This is a genomic window from Bradyrhizobium manausense (genome assembly GCF_018129685.1).
GTDB classification, from domain to species: Bacteria; Pseudomonadota; Alphaproteobacteria; order Rhizobiales; family Xanthobacteraceae; genus Bradyrhizobium; species Bradyrhizobium manausense_D.
Genome location: NZ_JAFCLG010000001.1, coordinates 1,269,114 through 1,291,271, shown reverse-complemented (window position 1 = coordinate 1,291,271; position 22,158 = coordinate 1,269,114). Strand labels below are relative to the sequence as shown.

General features: G+C 63.3%; 18 protein-coding genes. 11 read left to right on the top strand and 7 right to left on the bottom strand.

Annotated elements, in window-relative coordinates; genetic code table 11:
* Window positions 1-86 precede the first annotated feature (86 nt).
* The 6 genes from JQ621_RS06380 to JQ621_RS06355 all read left to right on the top strand — a co-directional run bounded on the left by JQ621_RS06380 (window position 87) and on the right by JQ621_RS06355 (window position 6,250).
* Window positions 87-1,691, top strand: coding sequence for an ABC transporter substrate-binding protein (locus JQ621_RS06380; RefSeq protein ID WP_212233526.1), 1,605 nt, complete (start codon window positions 87-89; stop codon window positions 1,689-1,691).
* A 17-nt stretch (window positions 1,692-1,708) separates the two neighbouring features.
* Window positions 1,709-2,650: an ABC transporter permease gene (locus tag JQ621_RS06375; RefSeq protein ID WP_212233525.1), complete on the top strand. Its 942-nt coding sequence runs from the start codon at window positions 1,709-1,711 to the stop codon at window positions 2,648-2,650.
* The gene (locus JQ621_RS06370) at window positions 2,647-3,570 is read left to right on the top strand and encodes an ABC transporter permease (RefSeq protein ID WP_212233524.1); all 924 of its coding nucleotides are present in this window, start codon (window positions 2,647-2,649) and stop codon (window positions 3,568-3,570) included. Before JQ621_RS06375 ends, JQ621_RS06370 begins: the two co-directional genes overlap by 4 nt.
* 19 nt (window positions 3,571-3,589) lie before the next feature.
* The gene (locus JQ621_RS06365) at window positions 3,590-4,579 is read left to right on the top strand and encodes an ABC transporter ATP-binding protein (protein ID WP_212233523.1); all 990 of its coding nucleotides are present in this window, start codon (window positions 3,590-3,592) and stop codon (window positions 4,577-4,579) included.
* Window positions 4,576-5,559 carry an ABC transporter ATP-binding protein gene (locus tag JQ621_RS06360; RefSeq protein ID WP_212233522.1) on the top strand — a complete coding sequence of 328 codons (984 nt, stop codon included), beginning with the start codon at window positions 4,576-4,578 and terminating at the stop codon, window positions 5,557-5,559. The genes JQ621_RS06365 and JQ621_RS06360 overlap by 4 nt, the downstream gene beginning before the upstream one ends.
* A gap of 190 nt (window positions 5,560-5,749) precedes the next feature.
* The gene (locus JQ621_RS06355) at window positions 5,750-6,250 is read left to right on the top strand and encodes a Dps family protein (protein ID WP_212233521.1); all 501 of its coding nucleotides are present in this window, start codon (window positions 5,750-5,752) and stop codon (window positions 6,248-6,250) included.
* A 125-nt stretch (window positions 6,251-6,375) separates the two neighbouring features.
* Here JQ621_RS06355 and JQ621_RS06350 read toward each other — a convergent pair whose 3' ends face one another.
* From JQ621_RS06350 to JQ621_RS06340, 3 genes are all read right to left on the bottom strand, one after another.
* A complete protein-coding gene (locus JQ621_RS06350) occupies window positions 6,376-7,368 on the bottom strand; it encodes an AraC family transcriptional regulator (RefSeq protein WP_212233520.1) in 993 nt (330 codons plus the stop codon).
* Between the two features lie 197 nt (window positions 7,369-7,565).
* Window positions 7,566-8,273 carry a hypothetical protein gene (locus JQ621_RS06345; RefSeq protein WP_212233519.1) on the bottom strand — a complete coding sequence of 236 codons (708 nt, stop codon included), beginning with the start codon at window positions 8,271-8,273 and terminating at the stop codon, window positions 7,566-7,568.
* A 118-nt stretch (window positions 8,274-8,391) separates the two neighbouring features.
* Window positions 8,392-11,229 carry an ATP-binding protein gene (locus JQ621_RS06340; RefSeq protein WP_212233518.1) on the bottom strand — a complete coding sequence of 946 codons (2,838 nt, stop codon included), beginning with the start codon at window positions 11,227-11,229 and terminating at the stop codon, window positions 8,392-8,394.
* A gap of 336 nt (window positions 11,230-11,565) precedes the next feature.
* Here JQ621_RS06340 and JQ621_RS06335 point away from each other — a divergent pair, with 336 nt between their 5' ends.
* The 4 genes from JQ621_RS06335 (at window position 11,566) to msrA (ending at window position 14,873) form a co-directional block, all read left to right on the top strand.
* The gene (locus JQ621_RS06335) at window positions 11,566-12,237 is read left to right on the top strand and encodes a sensor histidine kinase (RefSeq protein ID WP_212233517.1); all 672 of its coding nucleotides are present in this window, start codon (window positions 11,566-11,568) and stop codon (window positions 12,235-12,237) included.
* A gap of 159 nt (window positions 12,238-12,396) precedes the next feature.
* Entirely contained in the window at window positions 12,397-13,710 is a 1,314-nt protein-coding gene (locus JQ621_RS06330) for an epoxide hydrolase family protein (protein WP_212233516.1), read from the top strand.
* A gap of 137 nt (window positions 13,711-13,847) precedes the next feature.
* Window positions 13,848-14,270, top strand: a complete 423-nt coding sequence (locus tag JQ621_RS06325) for an OsmC family protein (RefSeq protein ID WP_212233515.1) — start codon at window positions 13,848-13,850, stop codon at window positions 14,268-14,270.
* 87 nt (window positions 14,271-14,357) lie between these two features.
* Window positions 14,358-14,873, top strand: a complete 516-nt coding sequence (gene msrA / locus JQ621_RS06320; protein WP_212233514.1) for a peptide-methionine (S)-S-oxide reductase MsrA — start codon at window positions 14,358-14,360, stop codon at window positions 14,871-14,873.
* 22 nt (window positions 14,874-14,895) lie between these two features.
* On the opposite strand, the gene JQ621_RS06315 is transcribed toward msrA, so the two are convergent.
* Window positions 14,896-17,736, bottom strand: coding sequence for an ATP-binding protein (locus JQ621_RS06315; protein WP_212233513.1), 2,841 nt, complete (start codon window positions 17,734-17,736; stop codon window positions 14,896-14,898).
* Between the two features lie 324 nt (window positions 17,737-18,060).
* Between JQ621_RS06315 and JQ621_RS06310 the strand changes: the two genes are divergently transcribed.
* Complete coding sequence (locus JQ621_RS06310; protein WP_212233512.1) at window positions 18,061-19,050, top strand: Bug family tripartite tricarboxylate transporter substrate binding protein; 990 nt, start codon at window positions 18,061-18,063, stop codon at window positions 19,048-19,050.
* Between the two features lie 15 nt (window positions 19,051-19,065).
* On the opposite strand, the gene JQ621_RS06305 is transcribed toward JQ621_RS06310, so the two are convergent.
* The 3 genes from JQ621_RS06305 to JQ621_RS06295 are packed head-to-tail and all read right to left on the bottom strand — an operon-like array spanning window position 19,066 to window position 22,146.
* Window positions 19,066-19,692: an FMN-dependent NADH-azoreductase gene (locus JQ621_RS06305; protein ID WP_212233511.1), complete on the bottom strand. Its 627-nt coding sequence runs from the start codon at window positions 19,690-19,692 to the stop codon at window positions 19,066-19,068.
* Between the two features lie 3 nt (window positions 19,693-19,695).
* A complete protein-coding gene (locus tag JQ621_RS06300) occupies window positions 19,696-21,276 on the bottom strand; it encodes an isochorismatase family protein (RefSeq protein ID WP_212233510.1) in 1,581 nt (526 codons plus the stop codon).
* 21 nt (window positions 21,277-21,297) lie between these two features.
* Window positions 21,298-22,146 carry an MBL fold metallo-hydrolase gene (locus JQ621_RS06295; RefSeq protein WP_212233509.1) on the bottom strand — a complete coding sequence of 283 codons (849 nt, stop codon included), beginning with the start codon at window positions 22,144-22,146 and terminating at the stop codon, window positions 21,298-21,300.
* Window positions 22,147-22,158 lie beyond the last annotated feature (12 nt).

The window sequence follows — 22,158 nt, the reverse complement described above, 5'->3', positions numbered from 1 at the left end:
GCATACCATTTGCACGCTAATGGGCTCGATTTCACCTGCCCCTGGCCGATGAACGGCCGGAATCGCGGCATTACTGGGAGGACTTCATGGATCGCAGGACCGTATTAAAGGGGCTGGCTGGCGCGAGCGGTCTGGCATTGACCGGAGGCCTCTCGGCCCCGGCGATCGCACAAGGCGCGGCTGCCCGCACCCTGCGTTTCGTGCCGCAGGCCAATCTTGCCAATTTCGATCCCATCTGGGGCACGCAATATGTCGTGCGCAACGCCGCGGCGCTGGTCTGGGACACGCTGTACGGCGTCGATTCGTCGCTGGTACCACAACGTCAGATGGTCGAATCCGAAGAAGTGACCGACGATGGCATGACCTGGACGTTCAAGCTGCGCTCGGGCTTGAAATTCCATGACGGCACGCCGGTGCTGAGCAAGGACGTCGTCGCGAGCCTCAATCGCTGGGCCGCGCGCGATCCGATGGGCCTGATGCTCAAGGCGATCCAGCAGGAGTTGACCGCGGTCGACGATCGCACCTTCAAGTGGGTGCTGAAGCAGCCCTTCCCGAAGATGCTCTACGCGCTCGGCAAGAACAATTCGCCGGTCGCCTTCATCATGCCGGAACGGATCGCGCAGACCGACCCGTTCAAGCAGATCACGGATTATGTCGGCTCCGGGCCGATGAAGTTCGCCACGGGCGAGTGGGTCCCGGGCGCCAAGGCGGTGTTCGAGAAGTTCGCCGACTACGTGCCGCGGCAGGAGAAGGTGTCGTGGCTGGCCGGCGGCAAGCAGATCCTGGTCGATCGCATCGAATGGATCGTGATGCCGGATCCGGCGACGGCTGCGGCTGCGCTGCAGAACGGCGAGATCGACTGGTGGGAGAACCCGATCGCGGACCTCGTTCCCGTCCTGAAGAAGAACAAGAACATCAGCGTCGATATTGGCGATCCCCTCGGCAATATCGGCTCGTTCCGCATGAATTTTCTGTATCCGCCCTTCAACGACGTGCGGGCGCGGCGCGCGGTGCTGATGGCGCTGAGCCAGGAAGACTACATGCGCGCTCTCGTCGGCGACGACGAGACGCTGTGGAAGCCGCTGCCCAGCTACTTCACGCCGGGTACGCCGCTGTACACCGAAACGGGCGGCGAGATTCTGAAGGGCAAGCGTGATATCGACGCAGCCAAGAAGCTGCTCGCCGAGAGCGGTTATTCAGGCCAGCCGGTCACGTGTCTGGTGGCGCAGGATCAGCCGATCACCAAGGCGTTCGGCGATGTGACCGCGGACCTGCTGAAGAAGCTCGGCATGAATGTCGACTTCGTCGCGACCGATTGGGGCACGGTCGGCTCCCGTCGTGCGCAGAAGACACCGCCCGGACAAGGCGGCTGGAACATGTTCCACACCTGGCATGCGGGCGCAGATTGCATCAACCCCGCGCCCTACACCGCCATTCGCGCCAATGGCGACAAGGCCTGGTTCGGCTGGCCCACCAGCGCCAATACCGAGAAGGAGGTCACGGCCTGGTTCGACGCCAAGAATCTCGACGAGGAAAAGGCCGCAGTCAGCCGGCTCAACAAGGCGGCATTCGAAGACGTCGTCTACGCGCCGACCGGCTTCTTCCTGAGCTATACGGCGTGGCGCAAGAATGTCTCCGGTATCACCAAGGGACCGTTGCCGTTCTTCTGGGGCGTATCGAAGACCGCATGATCACACGCTGAAGCCAGATGCTCTCCTACATCCTCCGTCGCGTCGTCGCGACCTTGCCGGTGATGGCAATCGTCGCGCTGTTCGTGTTCAGCCTGCTTTACATCGCGCCGGGTGACCCCGCGGTGGTCATCGCGGGCGACCAGGCAAGTCCGGAGGATGTGGAGCGCATCCGTCAGAGCCTCGGCCTCGACCGGCCGTTCCTGATCCAGTTCGGAAGCTGGGTCTGGCGCATTCTGCACGGGGATCTCGGCACCTCGATCTTCACCAACCTGCCGGTGTCGACGATGATCGGGCAACGTCTCGGGCCGACGCTCTCGTTGATGGTGATCACGCTGCTGCTCACCATCGTGGTCGCGGTGCCGCTCGGCGTCGTGGCTGCGTGGAAAGCCGGCAGCCTGATCGACCGTGCCATCATGGGTTTCGCCGTGTTCGGATTCTCGCTGCCGGTCTTCGTGGTCGGCTATGTGCTGGCCTATGTATTCGCGCTCGAGCTCGAATGGCTTCCCGTGCAGGGCTATACGCCGCTGACCGATGGCTTCTGGCCGTGGCTGCAAAACCTGATCCTGCCGGCGATCGCGCTCGGCTGCGTCTATATCGCGCTGGTCGCGCGCATCACGCGCGCCGCCATGCTCGAAGTGCTGCAGCAGGACTACATCCGCACTGCCAAGGCCAAGGGCATGGGGCAGAGCGGCATCCTGTTCATTCACGCGCTGAAGAACGCGGCCGTGCCGATCGTGACCGTCATCGGGCTCGGCATCGCGCTGCTGATCGGCGGCGCCGTCGTGACGGAAAGCGTGTTCGCGATCCCCGGTCTCGGCCGCCTCACGATCGATGCGATCCTGCGCCGCGACTATCCCGTCATCCAGGGCATCGTGCTGCTGTTCAGCTTCGTCTATGTCCTCGTCAATCTGATGATCGACGTCATCTATACGCTCGTTGACCCGAGGATCCGCTATTGACCGATACGACCGTCAATCCGCAATCGCTTCCCGCCGGCCTCGTCCTTGCGCCGCAGCTGCCCGAAATCCTGCGGCCGGTCACGATCCGGCGCGGCTTCATCGGGTTCCTGCGCGGCCATCCCACCGTCGCGATCGGCGGCGCGTTGCTGCTGGCGCTGGTGCTGATCGCGGTCTTCGCGCCGTATCTCTGGACGGTTGATCCGACCGCGCTGGCGCCCGCCAGGCGCACCCGGGCGCCGTCGGCAGCCTACTGGTTCGGTACCGACGTGCTCGGCCGCGACATCTATTCGCGCGTGCTGTTCGGCGCGCGAGTCTCGCTCACGGTCGGGCTGTCGGTTGCGATATTCGCCTCGGCGATCGGTCTCGCCATCGGCATGGTCTCGGGCTTCGTTCGATGGGCCGACGGCATCCTGATGCGCTTCATGGATGGCATGATGTCGATCCCACCGATCCTGCTGGCGATTGCGCTGATGGCGTTGACGCGCGGCAGCGTCGGCAACGTGATCCTGGCGATCACCGTCGCCGAAATCCCGCGCGTCTCCCGTCTCGTTCGCAGTGTGGTGCTGTCGTTGCGCGAGCAGCCCTATGTGGACGCCGCGATCGCCTGCGGCACGCGTACGCCGATGATCATTCTGCGTCACATCCTGCCCAACACGGTCGCGCCAATGCTGGTGCAGGCGACTTATATCTGCGCCAGCGCCATGATCACCGAGGCAATCCTGTCCTTTATCGGCGCCGGCACACCGCCGACCATTCCGTCCTGGGGCAACATCATGGCGGAGGGCCGCGCGCTGTGGCAGGTCAAGCCCTACATCGTGTTCTTCCCGGCCGCCTTCCTCTCCGTGACCGTGCTCGCCGTGAACCTGCTCGGCGACGGCCTTCGCGATGCGCTGGATCCGCGCATGGCCAAGCGTCTCTAGTGCTTCGAGGCTGATCGCGATGGCGTTGCTTGAAGTCGAGAATCTGCAGACCCACTTCCGGACGCCCCGCGGCATCAATCGCGCGGTCGACGGCGTGTCGTTCCACGTCGACGAGGGCGAAACGCTCGCGATCGTCGGAGAATCCGGCTGCGGCAAGTCGGTGACTTCGATGTCGCTGATGCGACTGATTCCGGAGCCGCCGGGCAGGATCGCCGGTTCCATTCGCTTTGAGGGCAAGGATCTCCTGAAGCTGTCTGATCGCCAGATGCGCGCCATCCGCGGCAACGACATCTCGATGATCTTTCAGGAGCCGATGACGAGCCTCAATCCGGTTCTCACCGTCGGCCGTCAGATCAGCGAGACGCTGATGATCCATCAGGGCCTGGACCGGCAGGCCGCCGAGGTGCACGCGGTCGAGATGCTGACGCTCGTCGGGATTCCCGAGCCGAAACGGCGGGTGCGCGAATATCCGCATCAGCTTTCCGGCGGCATGCGCCAGCGCGTGATGATCGCCATTGCACTCGCCTGCAACCCCAAGCTCCTGATCGCCGACGAGCCGACCACCGCGCTCGACGTCACGATCCAGGCGCAGATCCTGAAGCTGATGCTCGACCTGAAGCGGCGCGTCGGCGCCGCGATCATCCTGATCACGCATGATCTCGGCGTCGTCGCCGAGATCGCCGAACGGGTCATGGTGATGTATGCCGGCCGCAAGGTCGAGGAGGCGCCGGTGACCGAGCTGTTCCGCTCGCCGCGCCACCCCTATACGCAAGGCCTGCTCGGCGCGGTGCCGCGGCTCGGCTCCTCGCTGACTGGCGCCGCGCGGCGGCTCGTCGAGATTCCAGGGCAGGTGCCTGATCTGCGCAAGCCGATCGCCGGTTGCGTCTTCGCCGGCCGCTGCGCGATCGCGACCGACCTTTGCCGGCAGTACGCGCCGGGCCTCGAGGAAAAAGGGCCGCGCCACATCGCAGCCTGTCACCACGCCGCCAAGGGGGCGGTCGCGGCATGAGTATCCCGCTGCTCCAGGTCAACGATCTCAAGAAGCACTTTCCGGTCAAGAAAGGCGTGTTCGGACGGCAAACCGAATTCGTCTACGCCGTCGACGGCGTGTCGTTCGAGATTGCGCGCGGCGAGACGCTGTCGCTGGTCGGCGAGTCCGGTTGTGGCAAGTCGACGGTTGGCCGCGCCATCCTGCGGCTGTTCGATGTGACGTCCGGCCAGGTGATCCTCGACGGCCAGCGCATCGACGACGCCGCGCCCGCCACGATGCGCCAGATGCGCCGCCGCGTGCAGGTCGTGTTCCAGGATCCGTTTTCGAGCCTCAATCCACGCATGAGCGTACGCGACATCCTGGCCGAGCCGATCCGCAATTTCGGTCTCGCCAAGTCTGCGATCGATCTGGAAACGCGCGTGACGGCGTTGATGGACACGGTGCGGCTGCCGCGCGAGGCGCTCAATCGCAAGCCCCACGAGTTTTCCGGCGGCCAACGCCAGCGCATCGGCATCGCCCGGGCGCTCGCGGCCGAGCCCGAGTTGATCGTCTGCGACGAGGCGGTGTCGGCGCTCGACGTCTCGGTCAAGGCACAGATCGTCAACCTGTTGCAGGATCTCCAGCACGAGTTCGGTCTTGCGCTGCTGTTCATCAGTCATGATCTCGCGATCGTCGAGCACATGACCCATCGCGTCGCGGTAATGTATCTCGGCAAGATCGTCGAGGTGGCGCCGCGCCGGCAGATCTTTGCGGCGCCCCGACATCCTTACACCAAGGCGTTGCTCTCGGCGGTGCCGCTGCCGGAGCCTGGCGCCAAGCGCAGTCCGATCATCCTCAGCGGCGACGTGCCGAGCCCGATCAATCCCCCGAGCGGCTGTCGCTTCCACACACGCTGTCCGTATGTGTTCGACCGTTGCCGGACGGAAGAGCCGCAGCTTCGCTCAGCCGAAGACGAGCAATGGGTGGCCTGCCACCTCGATGCGCTGCCGGCGGGATAGAGAACTGCGTCAGCCGATGCCGCATCGTGTCGGCCGTGCAAGTGGTGTCATCGCCAGGAACTCCGTCATTGCGGGCTGCGACGTGGAGAGAACGCCACCCGTGCGAATTCGAAATCGCCGCGCGTAAGGCGAAAGAATCTCCGCACAAGGCCCTGCTAGAGGTCTGCTGCGCTCATCGAAGGATCATAGAATGACAAAAGCAGACCTCCAAAGCCCGACCGATCTCGGCACCAATGCGATCAGGGATATTCCCGCCTCGCTGCGTGCGCTGCTGGCCGACGTCTTCGCGCTCTATCTGAAGACCAAGAATTTCCATTGGCACATGTCGGGCCCTCACTTTCGCGACTATCATCTGTTGCTGGACGAGCAGTCCGATCAGATATTTGCCATGACCGATGACATTGCCGAACGTGCGCGCAAGATCGGTGGCACGACGCTGCGCTCAATCGGTCAGATCGCGCGCGAGCAGCGCATTCTCGACAACGATGCCGACTATGTCGATCCCATGGACATGCTGGCGGAGTTGCGCAGCGACAACCAGCAGCTGACGCGGGAGATGCGGCGGGTTCACGAGCTCTGCGATGAGTATGGCGACGTCGCGACAGCAAGCCTGATCGAGAACTGGATCGACGAGACGGAACGCCGGGTCTGGTTCCTGTACGAATCCGGTCGCACCGGTCCGCATGCGTGACACTGAACTCGTGAGCAAAAGAAAGGGCCGTCCCGTGGGGGCGGGACGGCCCAGGAGGCTCGGTGGCCCGGGAGGAGTGGGCGCGAGCCGGCGCAAGCGGGAGCGGGCTTACGCCAAAACCGTTGTCATGCGGCCGTGTCCGCAAAGCGGTCGCCATCCCAGGATGGACGGCGGCGAGGGGGCGCTTCAACATCCGATCGCTCGTTCCTGGCACCTGCGCGCCATCGCGCCGGAGTCTGGCCGCTGATGCGCTTGAACACGGTCGAGAAATGCGCCTGGGTGCTGAACCCGACGGCAAGCGCGATCTCGGCCAGCGGCCGCGAGGTCGTGGTCAGCAACGATTTGGCCTGCTCGATACGATGATTGAGGAGGTACTCACGCGGACGGTATCCGGTCGCTGCGCGAAACTGAGCGGCGAAATGCATCCTTGAAAGGCCCGCGACGCCGGCGAGCTCGGACAGGCTGATGCCGCGTTCGAAATGAGCGGCGATATGTTGCTCGACGCGGCGCAGGCGCCATTTTGGCAAGGCATTAACCTTGGCGCGCGGCAATTCCGGCCGGGCCAGATGCATCGCAAGGATCTGGCCGATGCAATGCGTAAATTGGTGATCCACGGCGTCGCCCTGCTCGGCGAGCGCCTTGACCAGTCCTGCGGCGAGCGGATCGCGTAGCAGAATCAGGTCGTCGAGGCCTTCGGCTGCGGTCCCGGACCATCGCGTCGGGAAATGCTCGGCGGAGATGTGAAGGTGCAGAAAGGCGCAGGGAGCCTGGAATTGCGCGCTCAGCTGTCGCGACGGCGCGCTGACATAAAGCGTGCCCGACGGCATGGTGCCGTCGAAAATGACGCGACGGTCCCTGCTCAGGATAGCACGCGTTGGCTTCAGCGCAATGCCGACGAAATACCGATCGGGCGGCGTCGTCGCTGCGTGCCAGGAGGCCTCCCGCGAGTCTTCCCAGCGCGAGATCGTGATCTCGTCTGCCACTGCGTGTGAGCTGCAAGCGATCTTGCGCCACTCGCTTTCCCGGGCGATCGCCTGGGTCGTGCCGGGCGCCTCGTGATCCCTTGGCGCGGCCGCAAGATTGATCCGGGCGTGGGTCCTCTGCAGTTCGGCTAGCATCGCTTGATCCTTCTGAGCTTCACGGTCGCTCGGTATGACCGGTGGACTCGCATCCTCGATACGCTGACAGGATAGGCGCGAGCAGGCTCGGACGCCCGTTAGGGGTGATGAGGATCTGTTAGATTGTGTGGGGATGGATCGGGTGCGGCGACGGGTCGCGGGAACTTCGACTTTAGTCTGTTTCACGGACTTGTCGGTCACTCGAAGACAGCGTCGAAGATTTCGACGTCGATGAGCACGGGCTTGGCCACGACGGTACCGTCCGGCTGTAGCGCCAAAGTGCGCCGAAGTGTTGGAACGACGATGCCGGCAAATGTTTCGTGGGCCCAGGAATAGTGCGCGACGCGCGCACCCAGGAGATCATGATCGGTCCGCCGCTGCAGGGCGCTCTCGTCGAAATAAAAGATCTGCTCCGACGCGAGGCTGATGACGCTGGGCGGGAATTGCGCGCGAAGGCGTCGCCAGATTTCGTTGTTCTCCTGCCACGGGGGCAGCTCCTCGACCACGACGTCGGGGCGCGCAAGAAGAAACGGGGTCGTAAGATAATTCCAGATCTGGGCGCCGCAGAAGCAGACGAGGTGCAACTCATCCGCCAGCGCGTGCGTGCCGTTGGTGGGGAAAGCAAGGCTCGGGTTGCGCCAGGTTCGCAGCACCTGGCCATCCAGGCTCTCGATCGTGATCGCATCAGGCTGAAACGCGCCGGATTGTTCGCCGCCGGTGATTCCGGTGAAGCGGACCGATTGTGTACGCGTCGATCCCTCGGCGGTGACATCCTTGAATTCGCGGGCATGTCCAGCGTCGGAAAACAGGCTGCCGCCAACGGATAGATGCAAAGTGAACCGGCTCAAGCTGTTCCAGCGGGCGAGGCCCCCGCAGGCGTCGATCGCATCGTCAAGAAGTGCCATGTCTCGCTGCATCCACCAAGAATTGTGATCACCATGGCGGGACGCGGGCGGCTTGGCGTGTTAGAAGTTGTTAGGAGTTGCAAGAGCCTGATCTGGCGGTATCCCATTGAAGATACTTCTAATTCAGAGCGCTCAGGAACTCCTTGGCGTTGACCAGGTCACGGCTCGACAGGCCTTCCTGATATTGCGCCACGAGCGGCGTAAGCAGGGCCTTCGCGTCGCCTCGTCGGCCGGCCCGTTGCCACAGGCGGGCGAGGCTTGTGGCTCCCCGCAGCTCCCAGCCGCGCGCGCCTTGGCGGCGCGATTGGGCTAGCGATTGCTGGAGAAGCATCTCTGCCTCGGCTGCCCTGGCGGATTGCGCCAGGATGTCCGCCTTGACCCGAAGCATTTCCGGCATATCGAAGGATTCGCCGTGGTCGCCGATCTGGGCGATCGCCTCGTCGATCGTGCGCAAAGCTTCATCAGCTTCATTCCGGGCTGCCAGCCCCTCCGCGAGTGCCGTTGCAAACACCGTCGTCATGATCCGGTGCCGCGTGGCGTACAAGGTCGCCTGGCTGCGGCGAAGATGCTCGATGCCGCCGGCGACATCTCCACGGCGGAGCAGCAGTTCGCCCTTCTGGCCGATGCCGACGGCGTGGTAGGGGCCGAGGAAGTGCCGTGCGGAATGGTCGATCAGCCGCTCGATCAGGCTCTCGGCGCTGGCCCAGTCGCCGACCCACAGAAACACGTAGATGGTCCAGATCAGGGAAATCCCAAGCGTCAGCGGTTGCTCGAGTTGTTCGGCCTGACGCACCGTGTATCTGGCCGCCTCGATGGCACGATCGGGCCGGCCGCTGAGCCAGAGCCCGCGCGCCAGAGCGACCAGCGCGACAATGCGGTCGTCATAGCCGAGATGGCCGATATTCAGCCGCTGCGAGCCTGGATTGTCCACCATTGCGCTCTCGCAGAGCTGGACGGCCTTGTCCTGGTTGCCGATCAGATGATGCGCCACCCCAAGCATCCACTCGACGTTCAGCGTGCTGGTCGGGTCGTTCAGTTTCCTGGCGACGGCCTGGCCCTGTTCGCCGGTGCCGAGCGCGCCGTGATAATCTCCGACCCGGGTCAGGTAGATGTGCAGCCCGCGCAACAACCAGAGCTGCCAGTGCAGATCGTCGAGTTGCTCAGCCAGTTGCAGGCTTCGCCTGAATGCGGACCGGACTCCTTCCGTATTCCCCTGGGTGAACATCACGGACACGCCGAGAGCTGCCTGCAACGCCATTTCCTTGCGACCGTCGATGCGATCGGCAGAGGCAAGCGCCTGTTGGGTCCAGCTATGGCACTCCGTCAGCAAAGTCAGCTCGAGGAAAAACTGCGCGGCCGACGCCGCCAGGTCCACGGCGACCGCACGGTCGCCACCTTCCGAGAAGCTCCACGTCAGCGCGGCCCGCACATTCGGCAGATGGTCGGCATAGGGCAGGAAGCCGCCGGCGCTCTGCATGCCCGTCGATTTCATGGAGATGTCGTGCAGGAAATCGCGGAAATATTCGGCATGGGCACGCGCGACACGCGCCACTTCGCCACTCTCAGCGAGCTTGTCTCCGATGAACGCGCGGGTCGTGTCGAGCAGACGGTATCGCAGCCGACGTTCGGCAGGCGACGTCGCGATCAGGGATTTCGACAGCAGATTCGAGATGGCTTCGACCGCCTCGGCCTCGTCGATGCCCTGACTTGCGGCGACCGCGAGGGCTGCTTCCAGCGTAAACGGCCCTACGAAAATCGACAGAGCGCGCAAGGTCGCACTCTCGGCCTGGGGCAAGAGGTCGTAGCTCCAGCTCAGCGCCGCGCTCAGCGTCTGGTGCCTGGGGATGGCCGTGCGGCGTCCTCGCCACAGCAGCGAGAAACGGCTGTCCAGCAGCGATGCGGTGCCGGCGATCCCGTAGGCATTAACCCGTCCGGCAGCAAGCTCGATCGCGAGTGCAATGCCATCCAGGCGCCGGCAGATATCGGCGACGAGAGGTGCATCCTCTTCACTGAGTTCGAATTCGCTCAGGCTTTCGGCTATCCGCTCGACGAAAAGCTGGCTTGCCGGATAGGCGAGGACGTCGGCCATGCTGAGTCCGTCGCGTTGTGGCGGACAGTCCAGGGGAAACAGCCGGTACACCCGCTCACCTTCCGCGCGGAAGGATTCACGGCTGGTGGCAAGAAGTTGCAGCTCGGGAGCTTCCCGCACCATGCGCTCTGCCAGCGGTGCAAGCGCGTCGATGATATGCTCGCAACTGTCGAGGACAAGCAGCGTCCGGCGGCCGCGCAGTGATTGCAGTAGACCGGGGATCGGGTCCCCCGAATTGACCGTCAGGCCAAGAGCTGCTGCAATCGTGCCGGGAACGAGCTGCGGGTCCGTCAACGCGCCAAAATCGACGAAGCAGGCCTGGTCCACGTAGCCGGCAGGCTGGCCATGCGCTACGGCGAGCGCAACCGAGGTCTTGCCGATGCCGCCGGGGCCGACGATTGTCACGAACCGATGAAGAGACAGCTCCGCTGCGATCTTCTCCACGGCATCGTCCCGGCCAATCATCTTCGCGAGCGGGACGGGCAGGGAGCTGGGCGAAGCGACAGTCGTGCCCGGCCGGCTCCGCGCAATCGGAGCTCGGATCAGCGGCGCCGTGAAGCAATAGCCGCGGCCAGGCACATTGACGACGTAGCGCGAGCCTTCGCCGGCATCGCCCAGAGCCTTGCGCAAGGTCGTGATGTGGAAGCGCAGGCTGCCTTCATCGACATTCACGTCGGCCCAGATCCGCTTGACCAACTCCCGCTTGTCAACGACCTCGCCTGCGCGCTCGGCGAGAAAGATCAGGATGTCGAGTGCACGGCCGCCGAGATGAACCGGGACACCATCCTTCTCAAGAAGCCGTGATCGGGGAAATAGCCGGAAGGCCCCGAAGGCAATGGCCGAGTCCTGGTCGTTAGTGTCCGGCACGCGCCATGATTCCAGCGAAAGGAAAGTGCTTCTGTTTGATCTATCAGATCGAGATCGCGAGTAAACCGGCCGAAAGCGGCGAAATCGAGCAACAGGCATGCGATCGGATCGACGGAGCAAGGCCGAAACGCAGCGAATTTTGTTTAAACGCGAATAGCTTATGTGGAAAGCGTGAAAGTTTGGCAACGGGCTTCATCGCGGACGCGGCGGAACACGCCGGTGAAGATTGCCCGCCAATCGATCATAACAGAATCTTGCAACGTCTAACGAGCATCAGCCGCGGGTCTGCATCAGTATAGCCTTCGAGTTAGGCCTGATCCAACGGGGGAGGCACTGATGCCCGATATCGGCTCTCGGCCGACCGACAGCGACACTCGATCGCAGTTGGTCGCCAGTCTTGACGATCTCTCGCGTGACTGGGAGCTCGTGCTGCGTGAGTCTCACCACCGCATGAAGAACACGCTGACGCTGCTGGGTGCGTCAGTCCGCCGCGACTTCATGCGCGCCAGAGGGAGGGACATGTCGGGTGCGGTGGACCGGCTGGAGCGGCGGATCGTCGCTTTCGGCAGGCTGTATCAGCTCCTATCCGACAATGACGACCTCACGGAGATCCCCATGGAGGCCTTCTTCGAAAAGCTGTGTGGTGCGCTTTTCGAAGCGATGCTGGAACCGGCCGGCATCCGTTGCGAGGCTTCGATCGAAAGCGGCACGCTGCCGGCTTGGCAGTGCCACCGGCTCGCGCTGATGCTGACCGAACTGGTCACGAATGCGGCAAAACATGCCTTTCCGAACAAGAACGGCGCGCTGATCCGCATCGAGGTTGTGAATCACGAGGGCAGCTGGCTCTGTACGGTGTCTGACAATGGTGTCGGCGCAGTCGGTCCGCTTCAGGGCGCCGGCAGCAGGATACTGGAAGGCTTGGCGCGCAGCATCGGTGCCCGGATGCACGGCGAAGCCGGGCAGGGCGGCACACGCGTGACCATCGCGATGCCGCTCGGATCAGCTTGATCAGTATCTGCTCATCATTGGCGCTCTCAACGACTAACGCAGCCTAACAATCCATACCGAGCCAATCGCAGCTGCCTGAGCCATTCTCCTTGCGCGACGAACCGACCTGTCGATGTCGAATCCAGTCAAACGTCACCAATCAAAGGAGAGGAGATCGAAATGACGACGCAAGCACGAGCCGACATGTTGAATCCCGACCGCCGCCAATTGCTGAACCACGCTGCGATGGGCGCCGTCGCCGCCGGTGTGGTAAGTCTGTTGCCTCCGCAACAGGCAAACGCTGCCGCCAGCGATGTGATCCGTCCGTTCCACATCAGTGTGCCCGAGGAAGATTTGCTCGACTTGCGCCGTCGGTTAACGGCAACACGGTGGCCGGATCGCGAGATCGTCGCCGATCAGTCGCAGGGCGTGCAGCTCACGACGATCCAGCAGCTCGTTCGCTACTGGCAGGCTGACTACGATTGGCGCAAGTTGGAGGCGCGACTGAATGCGCTGCCGCAATTCGTCACCAAGATCGACGGCGTCGACATTCATTTCATGCACGTGCGTTCCAGGCATGACAATGCGCTACCGATGATCGTCACGCATGGCTGGCCCGGTTCGATCATCGAGCAGATGAAGATCGTCGGTCCGCTGACCGATCCCACCGCGCACGGCGCAACAGCAGCTGAGGCGTTTGACCTCGTGATCCCGTCGCTCCCGGGCTACGGCTTCTCCGGCAAACCCACGGCGCTTGGCTGGGATCCGCAGCGTGTTGCACGGGCGTGGGTCGTGCTCATGAAGCGGCTAGGTTACAACCGTTACGTCGCCCAGGGCGGCGATTGGGGCAACGCGATCACCGAGCAGATGGCGCTGCTGGCACCGCCGGAACTGCTTGGCATTCATACCAACATGCCCGCGACTGTCCCCGACGACATCGCCAAGGCGCTCCAGCCCGGCGGCTCTAAGCCATCCGGCCTGTCTGCAGACGAAGATCATGCCTACGATCAGCTCGACGATTTCTACAAGCATGGCCTCGGCTATGCGATCGAAATGTCGAACCGGCCGCAGACGCTCTATGGTCTCGTGGACTCGCCGGCAGGTCTGGCGTCCTGGATGCTCGACCACGACGCGCGCAGCGCCGCGATGATTGCGCGCGTCTTCGACGGTAAGACCGAGGGTCTGTCGCGGGATGACGTCATCGATAACATCACCCTCTACTGGCTCACCAACACGGCCGTCTCTTCGGCTCGTCTGTACTGGGAGAACAAGCTGGCGTTCTTCGAGCCCAAGCACGTGAAAATCCCGGTCGCCGTCAGCGTCTTCCCGGACGAGATCTATGCCGCGCCGCGCAGCTGGGCCGAAAAGGCCTATCCAAAGCTGATTCACTACAACCGCCTCGACGAGGGCGGGCACTTCGCGGCCTGGGAGCAGCCCGCGCTGTTCTGCGCGGAAATGCGCACAGCGTTCCGCCCATTGCGCCAGTCGATTTGAGGCAAGTGGGATACGTGCGTTCCGCCCTTCAAAAGACACTTCAGCAGCGAAATCTTTAATCGTAAAGGCTACGCCAGCGGGGTCGCATTTATTGCGGAACTCCGCTGGCCGATCCTCAGCCAGCAAGGAGACGTGAGATGATCCGCAAGGCAAAAGCAGTATGGCAGGGAACCGGGCGCGATGGCACGGGCCATCTGTCGAGCGAATCCGGTGTGCTCGCCGAGACGCCTTATTCGTTCAAGACCCGTTTCGAGAACGAGAAGGGCACTAATCCCGAGGAATTGATCGCGGCCGCACATGCCGGCTGTTTCACCATGGCGCTGGCATTCGGCCTCCAGCTTGCCGGATTCACCCCGACCGAGCTGTCGACCGAGGCCGCGGTCTCGCTCGAACCGGAAGGCAAGGGATTCAAGATCAGCAAGTCCGCGCTGACCTTGCGTGCCAGGGTGCCCAATCTCGACGACGCCGGCTTCGCCCGTATCGCCGGCGAGGCCGAGAAGAACTGCCCGGTGTCCAAGGTTCTCAACGCCGAAATCAGCCTCGACGCCAAGCTGGTCTAGTCGGCCCCGTTCGAATAAGTTGGTCATCCGGTCCTTCGCCAAAGGTTGGGACCTGATGAAGATCGTTGGCACGACAGGAGTTGACAGATGACGACAGAGCGCGCGGTTTTGGCTGGTGGCTGCTTCTGGGGCATGCAGGATCTCATCCGCAAGCAGCCAGGTGTGATCTCGACGCGCGTCGGCTACACCGGCGGTCGGGTGAAGAATGCCACATATCGCAATCACGAGGGTCATGCCGAAGCGATCGAGATCATCTTTGACCCGGCGAAGACCAGCTTTCGCACCATGCTGGAGTTCTTCTTCCAGATTCACGATCCGACGACCCTCAATCGTCAGGGCAATGATCTGGGAACGAGTTATCGCTCTGCGATTTTTTACACGTCAGACGAGCAGAAGCGTACAGCTGAAGACACTATTGCGGATGTCGAAGCCTCAGGTCTGTGGCCTGGCAGAGTGGTGACGGAGCTTGCTCCCGCCGGCGAATTCTGGGAGGCCGAGCCGGAGCATCAGGACTACCTCGAACGTTACCCTGACGGCTACACGTGTCATTTCATTCGGCCAAACTGGAAGCTGCCGCGGCGGGCGTCCGCTGTGGGAGGCTAAAGCTCGCCGAAAGCTCCCGGAGTTACGACCGTAGTTGCGCGATCAGATCGCGCGCGATCCGCATGTCGGCGATATCGGATCCTTCGGTCAGCGCGCTGTACGCATTCTCCAGGATAGTGAGTGCCTCGGCGCCCTGACCTTGCCTGACCTTGAGCCGCGCGACGCTGATCGCGCAGCGCAACTGCCAGAAGTCCGCGCCCTGTTGCGTTGCCAGCTCCATGGCTTCGCGAAAGCAGGTATCGGCGGCTTCCGATTGCGGTGATTCCCTCAGCATCAGCTCGCCCTTGATGCGGAGCAGCTCCGGCAGATACCAGCGTTCCTGCCTGTCGTTACAACGCGCCAACGCGCTCTCGACGGTGTCGAAGCCGTGATGGACCTGGTTGGCCTGTCCGAAACAGGCCGCGAGCTCGCCAAGGAGGGGAAGAAAGCGCGGCAGAAAGCGCGCATCGCCAGCGCGATTAAGCTCGTCGCGCAGCAGCGGCAAACCCGTCTCGATCCCCGCGCGTCTGGTGATAACCAGCGCGTTGAAAGCGCGCGCCCACAGGCCCCAGAGCCGTATCGCGTGGCGATCGGTGTGCTCGAGCAACTCGGTCCCGTGGCGCTCGGCTGCCCCGTAGTCGCCGGCCAGGAAGGTAATGGGGCAGGCGGCTTGCCCTAGAACGCTGCAGAAGGTCAGCGCATGGCCGTTGGCTCGGCCCTCATGAATGTTCTGTTCGGCAAGTGCCAGGGCCTGATCCGCATGACCCTGCAGCCACAGGATGCGGGCGCGGAAGTACTGCGTCGATATCCGCAGATCGAGCGGGAAGATCTTCGGCTTCTCGGCCAGCACATGCAGCGAGGCATGGACCCGGTCGATACGGACCCGTGCCTCGCGTTGGTCTCCGAGGTAATGTAGAACGACGGCCGTGAGCCGGTCCGCCAGCATGAGGTCGGTCTTGTCGGATGACTTCGCCGCGGCTTCGGCGAAACGGTCCGCAAGTGTGCGCGCCTTGCCAAACGCTCCGTTGTTGAACTGATCGATGGACAAGCCCCAGAGAGCCCGCAACCGGAAATCCTTGTCGTCCAGCTTCTCGGCCAGTTCAAGCGTCGCCTCGAGGATCGGGCGGGCCTCGCGAGCTCGTCCTTCGCCATACATCAGCGACCAGCCGAGTGCTGCCAGGAGCTGCATGCGCACGCGCTCGTTGCCATCGTCTCCCAGTGCGGCAAGCGCCGTCCTGGCGCGTTCGCGGCATTCGGCGAACAACGATAGCCGGATCCAGAGCGTGACCGCCACCGCCGTCAGGGTGATTCCGAGCTGTTCGTCGCCATCCTGCGAGAACGCCCAGTCCAATGCGGCGCGCAGATTGTCCAGCTCCGCGCCGTAGGTGCCGAGCCAATCCGCCAGTGGAGCGGAGGTCTCGGCCTCGGCGCGCTCAAACAGGTTGCGAAAATAGTCTGCGTGGCGCTGTGCGATTCGCGTCGTTTCGCCTGCCTCGGTCAGTTTGCCGAGCGCGTAGGTGCGGGTGGTGTCCAGCAGGCGATAACGCAGCGGTCGTGCGCCTGACGGTGCGATCAGCGACTTCGTGACGAGATTGTCGATCGCTTCCATGGTCGCAGCGGCACTGAGGCCATCACCCGAGGCGACGGCGGCAGCAGCCTCCGGCGTGAAAGGGCCGACGAAGACGGACAATCTCCGCAAGATGGCGCTCTCCGAGGCGGAGAGGAGATCGTAGCTCCAGTCGAGCGCGGCGCCGAGCGTCTGGTGCCTGGGGATGGCAGTGCGTCGTCCGCGCCATTGCAGCGAGAAACGGCTGTCGAGGAGGGAGGCCGTGCCGGCGATGCCGTAGGCGTTGACGCGTCCTGCGGCGAGCTCGATCGCAAGCGCGATGCCGTCGAGGCGGCGACATATGTCCGCCACGAGCGGTGCTTCTTCCGCGCTGAGCTGAAACGACCCGGAGCTCTGCGCAATACGCTCGACGAAGAGCTGGGCGGCGGGGTAGGCGAGAACATCGGCCGCGGTGAGGTCATCGCGACGGGGCGGACAATCCAGCGGAAACAGTCGAAAGATGCGCTCGCCTTCGCTTCGAAAGGATTCGCGGCTGGTTGCCAGCACATGCAGTCGCGGTACCTCCCGGACCAGGCGTTCGACGAGCGGCGCAAGGGTCTCGAGCACGTGCTCGCAACTGTCGAAAATCAGCAGCGTCGGTTTCGCCTGGAGATGGGTCAGCAAGGCAGGGACCGGATCTTCCGCGTTGATGGACAGCCCGAGCGTCGATGCGATGGTCATCGCGGCGAGATCAGGCTTCCTCACCGGCCCAAAGTCGACGAAGAAGACGTGCCCGTCGAAATGAGCGAGCCGGCGATGGCCCACGGTTACGGCCACTGCCGTCTTCCCGATGCCGCCGGGGCCGACCACCGTGACGAAACGATGCATCGCGAGCCCGGTCGAAATCTTCTCGATGACGTCGTCCCGCCCGATCACCCGCGCCAGCGGAGCGGGAAGGGAGAGGGGCACAGGGATGTCAGCCGGAGGAGCGGGAAGTCCAGGAGCAACCTGGGCGAGAGATGCAACGAAGCAATAGCCGCGCCCGGGAACGTTGACGACATAGCGCGCTGACTTGCCGGTGTCACCGAGTGCCTTCCGCAGGGCCGCGATGTGGAAGCGGAGGCTGCCATCATCCACATTCACGTCGGCCCAGACGCGCTTGACCAGCTCGCGCTTGTCGACGACTTCGCCGGGCCGCTCAGCCAAGAAGATTAGGATATCGAGAGCGCGGCCTCCGACATGAAGATGCGCGCCGTCCTTCTCCAGGAGGCGGGACTTCGGAAACAGGCGAAATGGCCCAAAGGAAATGGCCGAGTCTTGTTTGTTGCTGTCTGGCACGCGCCATTGCCCCCTCGGGGGGAGTCAAAATTGGTTGCTTTTGTCTACCAGAACGAACCGTACAGTAAACTGGACGAAAGGACCAAAGGAGGCTGCGACCATCAAGCGCAGCCGCTGGGCTGGCCGCGTGCAGCGAAAATATATCTTTCAACTGAATAGGTTATGGTCAAGTCGATCAGGCCGTGCGGGCCACTTTCAGTCCCGCGCAATGGGCATGCCACTCATCGGCGGCCCCGCCATTGACGATCGCCTCATACTGCTGCGTATGGAGTCTTGGGAGCCGGTCCCGCCTTTGACCCAAGCTTACGACGTTCGGAACAGGACATGCCTTCCCTCTCGCGGCGAGAATTCGTCAATGTGGCCACGTTTGCCGCTGCGCTCGCCGGAATTCCACGCAGTGGCAGCTCTGCCGACTATCCCTCCCGGGCGATCCGACTGGTGATCCCCTATGCGGCCGGCGGCCCAGGCGACCAGATCGGACGTCCCTGGGTCGAGCGAATGTCATCGCAACTCGGTCCGAGCTTTGTCGAAAATATCAGCGGAGCAGGCGGCGCGATCGGTACGGCAGTGGTCGCACGCGAAAAGCCCGACGGCTATTCGCTGCTGCTCGGAAATGGCAGCACGCAGGTCATTGTCCCACTGACGACGCCAAATCCGGCTTATGCGGTTGGCGATTTCCGGGCGATCTATCGCCTGATCAACAGTGCGCTGGTCTTCGCCGTCAGCCCCTCGTTGCCGGTCGCCAATCTGCAAGACCTGATTGCGTACGCAAGGTCAAACCCCGGCAAGCTGTCCTATGGGACGCCAGGTATCGGTACCGGCAATCATCTCGTTGGCGAACTGTTCAAGCAGCAGGCGGGCGGACTCGACATGGTCCACGTTCCCTATCGAGGGAGCTCTCAGGCAACCAACGATGTCGTCGGCGGCCAAATCTCTCTCGTCGTCGCCGTCATGTCGGTTCAATTGCAGCAACTGAGCCAGGCCGGCAAGATCAGGCTGCTTGCGGTCACGACCAAGCGGCGTTTGAGCGGTGCACCGGAGATCCCGACCGCCATCGAATCGGGCATGCCGGATCTCAATTACGAAGGATGGTTCGGCCTATTTGCACCCAAGATGACAGATGATGCGATCATCGACCGGATTGCGCAGGCGACACGGACGGCGATGTCCGACCCTGCGCTCCAGGCGGCCTATCGCTCTCAAGGCATGGAGCCGGACGGCGATTCGAGCCCGGACCAGTTTCAACGAATTGTCGATGCCACAACGGCAAGCCTTGGTCCTGTGATCAAATCGATCGGGCTCAAATCGCTGTAAGCGGCAGAGCGCAGCTCAAAACCTCGCAGCCATCTGCTGGAGTCGTCGATATGCGCTCTCACGGGCGGCGCGTATCGGCTCTGCAGGGCCTGCCGTTGGACCGATCGGCACGAAGCTGATGTCACTGATTCCGATGAAGCGGAGCGCCTCGCGCAAATAGGGCGTTGCCATGTCGATGCGGCCGCGGTTCATGCCGGTGGCAAAATCGCTGCCGGAGGCGAGGATCACGATGGTGGGCCGGTCCTTCAGCAGCGGGAGATATCCCTGCGCAGGCTCGAATCGGAACGTCAATCCGGGCTGGATGATGATGTCGAACCACTGCTTCAGCTTGTAGGGGATGCCGAAATTCCACATCGGCGTCGAGATCAACACGCGGTCGGCCAGCGAGAAACGCAGCGCCATACGTTCCGCCTCGGCAAAACTCTCCCGCTGCGCGTCGTTGAAGGCCTGGGCCTTCATGCGCGCATATTTGGCCTCGACGATGGGGCCGGTAAATTCCGGCATCCGATCGCGCCAGACATCGACGACGTCGATGTCCCAATCCGGTCGCGCCTTTCGAAAGCCGTCGAGGAAGATGCGCGCACCCGCGCTCGATTCCGAATCGGCGCGCGGAGAGCAGGAGAGGTGCAGGAGCTTAGCCACCGCTCATCCCAGCGCTCTGATCACGGCGTCCGCGCGCGTGACCACAGCGACGTTCTGCATGGCGAAGTTGATGGAGGCGGAGTGCCAGTCGGCGTTCATCGTCGAGCAGCAGTCCTCCGGTACGATCATGTAATAGCCCTTGTCGGCGCCGGTCCGGGCGGTGTGCTCGACCGACATGTTGGTCCAGGCGCCTGTGTTGATGATCATGTCGCGGCCGGTCGCCTTGAGAATGGTCTCCAGCCGCGTGCCTTCCCAGGCGCTCATCCGCATCTTCTCGACGATGAAATCGCCGGGGCGTGGTTCGAGGCCGGAGACCGGCGCCGCGCCCCAGCTGCCGCGCACCATCGCCTTGCTGTCAACGAGACCCTCGAACAGCGGTGCGTTCAAAGTCACGCCGGGCGCGCCGGGCTCGACCACGAACCAGACATGGATGATGGTCACGCCACGCGCTCGTGCGGCCTCCGCGAGGCGGCGAACGTTTTCGACGACGTGCTGCTGCTTCGCGTGCCCGGGCGCGCCTGACTCGGCAAACGCGCCGCCGTCCATGATGACGTCATTCTGGAGATCCTGAATGACCATCGCGCAGCGGTTTGGGTCGAGCCGCATCTCACCGTCGGCGAGGATCGGGGCTGCAGCAGCAGTGGGACTTGTGCTCGTGGACCCGCCGCCGCTGCGCCTGCCGCTCATATAGGGCTCGTGGCGCGGTCCGGTCCTGGTCGGGATGGCATAGACCGAATGCGTGGAGGTCAGATAGAGCGTGCGGAAATCCGGTCCGCCCCAGGCGAGGTTGGCGACCAGCTCGGGCACGCGAACCTTTCCGAGCAACTCGCCGCGAGGGGAATACACCCAGACGCCGCCGGGCGCTGTGACCCAGACATTGCCATGCTGGTCGCACTTCATGCCGTCGGGCACGCCCGGCTCGAGCTCGGAGCGGATGCCGCTCGCGAACACGCGTGCATTCGACAGCGTGCCATCGGCATTGACGTCGAAGACGCGGATCAGTGCCTGCACTGTGTCGTTGACATAGAGCAGTTTTTCGTCCGGCGAGAAGCAAAGTCCGTTCGGCTGGTCGAACAGAGTCCTGTCGACCACCAGCTTCGGCTCGCTGCCGGGCACGACACGGTAGACGCCCTGGAAGCCGAGCTGCCGCGGCCGCTCGACGCCATAGACCGGCATGCGGCCGTACCAGGGATCGGAGAAGTAGATCGCACCCGACGAGTGCACGCAGACGTCGTTGGGGCTGTTGAGCTCCTGTCCCCCGAAATGCGAGGCCAGCACCTCGCGCCGGCCGTCCGGTCGCTCGCGGATCAGCGACGAGGTCGCGTGCTCGCAGACGATCAGATTGAGCTCGGCATCGTAAGTCATGCCGTTGCATTTGTTCGACGGGCGCTTGACTTCAGTGACGCCGCGCCGCGCATCCCAGCGCCGGCGCACGTCGCCCGGCATGTCCGAGAACAGCAGATAGTGATCGGCCGGATGCCAGATCGGTCCTTCGGTGAAGTCAAAGCCCGTGCCGACCTGCGCGACTGGCGCGTAGGGGTCGATCAAGGTCTCGAATTCGGAGCGCAAGGTGACATGGGTCATCGGTCGGCCCTCACATCATTGTCAGGCAGGGAACCAGTTCCGCGCGGGCAGAGATTGTACGATGGGACCTGGGACTTGATCGTGCAGCCGGCCCACGACATGGCCGCCTTCGATCTTGGCGGGGCGGTCGTGCACCGGCAGCAGGTAGCGCGAATTGCTGAGCAGCTTCTTGATCGCGGCCTTCTCCGCGCGCTTGCTGGTGCCGTGATTACCGGTGGTGCGTGGCTCCCAATCATGGATCTCGTTGAAGGGCGTTACGATCTGGTCGTTGAAATCGTAGATGACGTCGCCGCAGATGGTGGCGATGCCATCGGCGGTCTCGACGATGATATTCATCGAGCCTTCGGTGTGGGCATTGGCCGCATCGCAATAGACCCCGGGCATCAGCTCGATCGGGCCGGTGATTTCGAGGTCGAGGAACCGCAGCGCGCTCTTGGTGTGCAGGCGGTCGATCAAGTGCTTGATGTCCGGCGCCGGATATTGCGGATGCATCAGGCCGGAGACGGAGTATTCCAGCTCCTTGCGGTTCAGAACGACGGTCGTGTTCATCGGGAACAGGTCGTCCTTGCCGGCGTGATCGATGTGCAGATGGGTGTGGCAGACGAAGCGGACGTCGCCCATGCGCACGCCGTGGCGGGCAAGCTGGTTCTCGATCATGTTCTCATGGTACTGCAGGCCGCGCATGCCCAGCGTCTCCATGATCTGGTTGGAGCGATAGCCGGTGTCGACCACGACAGGATATTTGCCGCCGAGGATCAGGAAGCCGAGCGTGAGGACGCGGCGGGTGCGGCCGCAATCGCGGCCGAGCACCAGAAAGCTCGATTCCAGCTCGATATCGCCGTAGTCCAGGATCTTGATCTCCAGCGCCATTCGGTTTCCTCC

Coding starts and splice junctions, on each gene's coding strand:
- JQ621_RS06310 (WP_212233512.1), top strand. CDS start 18,061: ATGCCTTCCCTCTCGCGGCGAGAATTCGTCAATGTGGCCACGTTTGCC.
- JQ621_RS06375 (WP_212233525.1), top strand. CDS start 1,709: ATGCTCTCCTACATCCTCCGTCGCGTCGTCGCGACCTTGCCGGTGATG.
- JQ621_RS06360 (WP_212233522.1), top strand. CDS start 4,576: ATGAGTATCCCGCTGCTCCAGGTCAACGATCTCAAGAAGCACTTTCCG.
- JQ621_RS06335 (WP_212233517.1), top strand. CDS start 11,566: ATGCCCGATATCGGCTCTCGGCCGACCGACAGCGACACTCGATCGCAG.
- JQ621_RS06365 (WP_212233523.1), top strand. CDS start 3,590: ATGGCGTTGCTTGAAGTCGAGAATCTGCAGACCCACTTCCGGACGCCC.
- JQ621_RS06300 (WP_212233510.1), bottom strand. CDS start 21,276: ATGACCCATGTCACCTTGCGCTCCGAATTCGAGACCTTGATCGACCCC.
- JQ621_RS06350 (WP_212233520.1), bottom strand. CDS start 7,368: ATGCTAGCCGAACTGCAGAGGACCCACGCCCGGATCAATCTTGCGGCC.
- JQ621_RS06330 (WP_212233516.1), top strand. CDS start 12,397: ATGACGACGCAAGCACGAGCCGACATGTTGAATCCCGACCGCCGCCAA.
- JQ621_RS06355 (WP_212233521.1), top strand. CDS start 5,750: ATGACAAAAGCAGACCTCCAAAGCCCGACCGATCTCGGCACCAATGCG.
- JQ621_RS06295 (WP_212233509.1), bottom strand. CDS start 22,146: ATGGCGCTGGAGATCAAGATCCTGGACTACGGCGATATCGAGCTGGAA.
- msrA (WP_212233514.1), top strand. CDS start 14,358: ATGACGACAGAGCGCGCGGTTTTGGCTGGTGGCTGCTTCTGGGGCATG.
- JQ621_RS06325 (WP_212233515.1), top strand. CDS start 13,848: ATGATCCGCAAGGCAAAAGCAGTATGGCAGGGAACCGGGCGCGATGGC.
- JQ621_RS06345 (WP_212233519.1), bottom strand. CDS start 8,273: ATGGCACTTCTTGACGATGCGATCGACGCCTGCGGGGGCCTCGCCCGC.
- JQ621_RS06380 (WP_212233526.1), top strand. CDS start 87: ATGGATCGCAGGACCGTATTAAAGGGGCTGGCTGGCGCGAGCGGTCTG.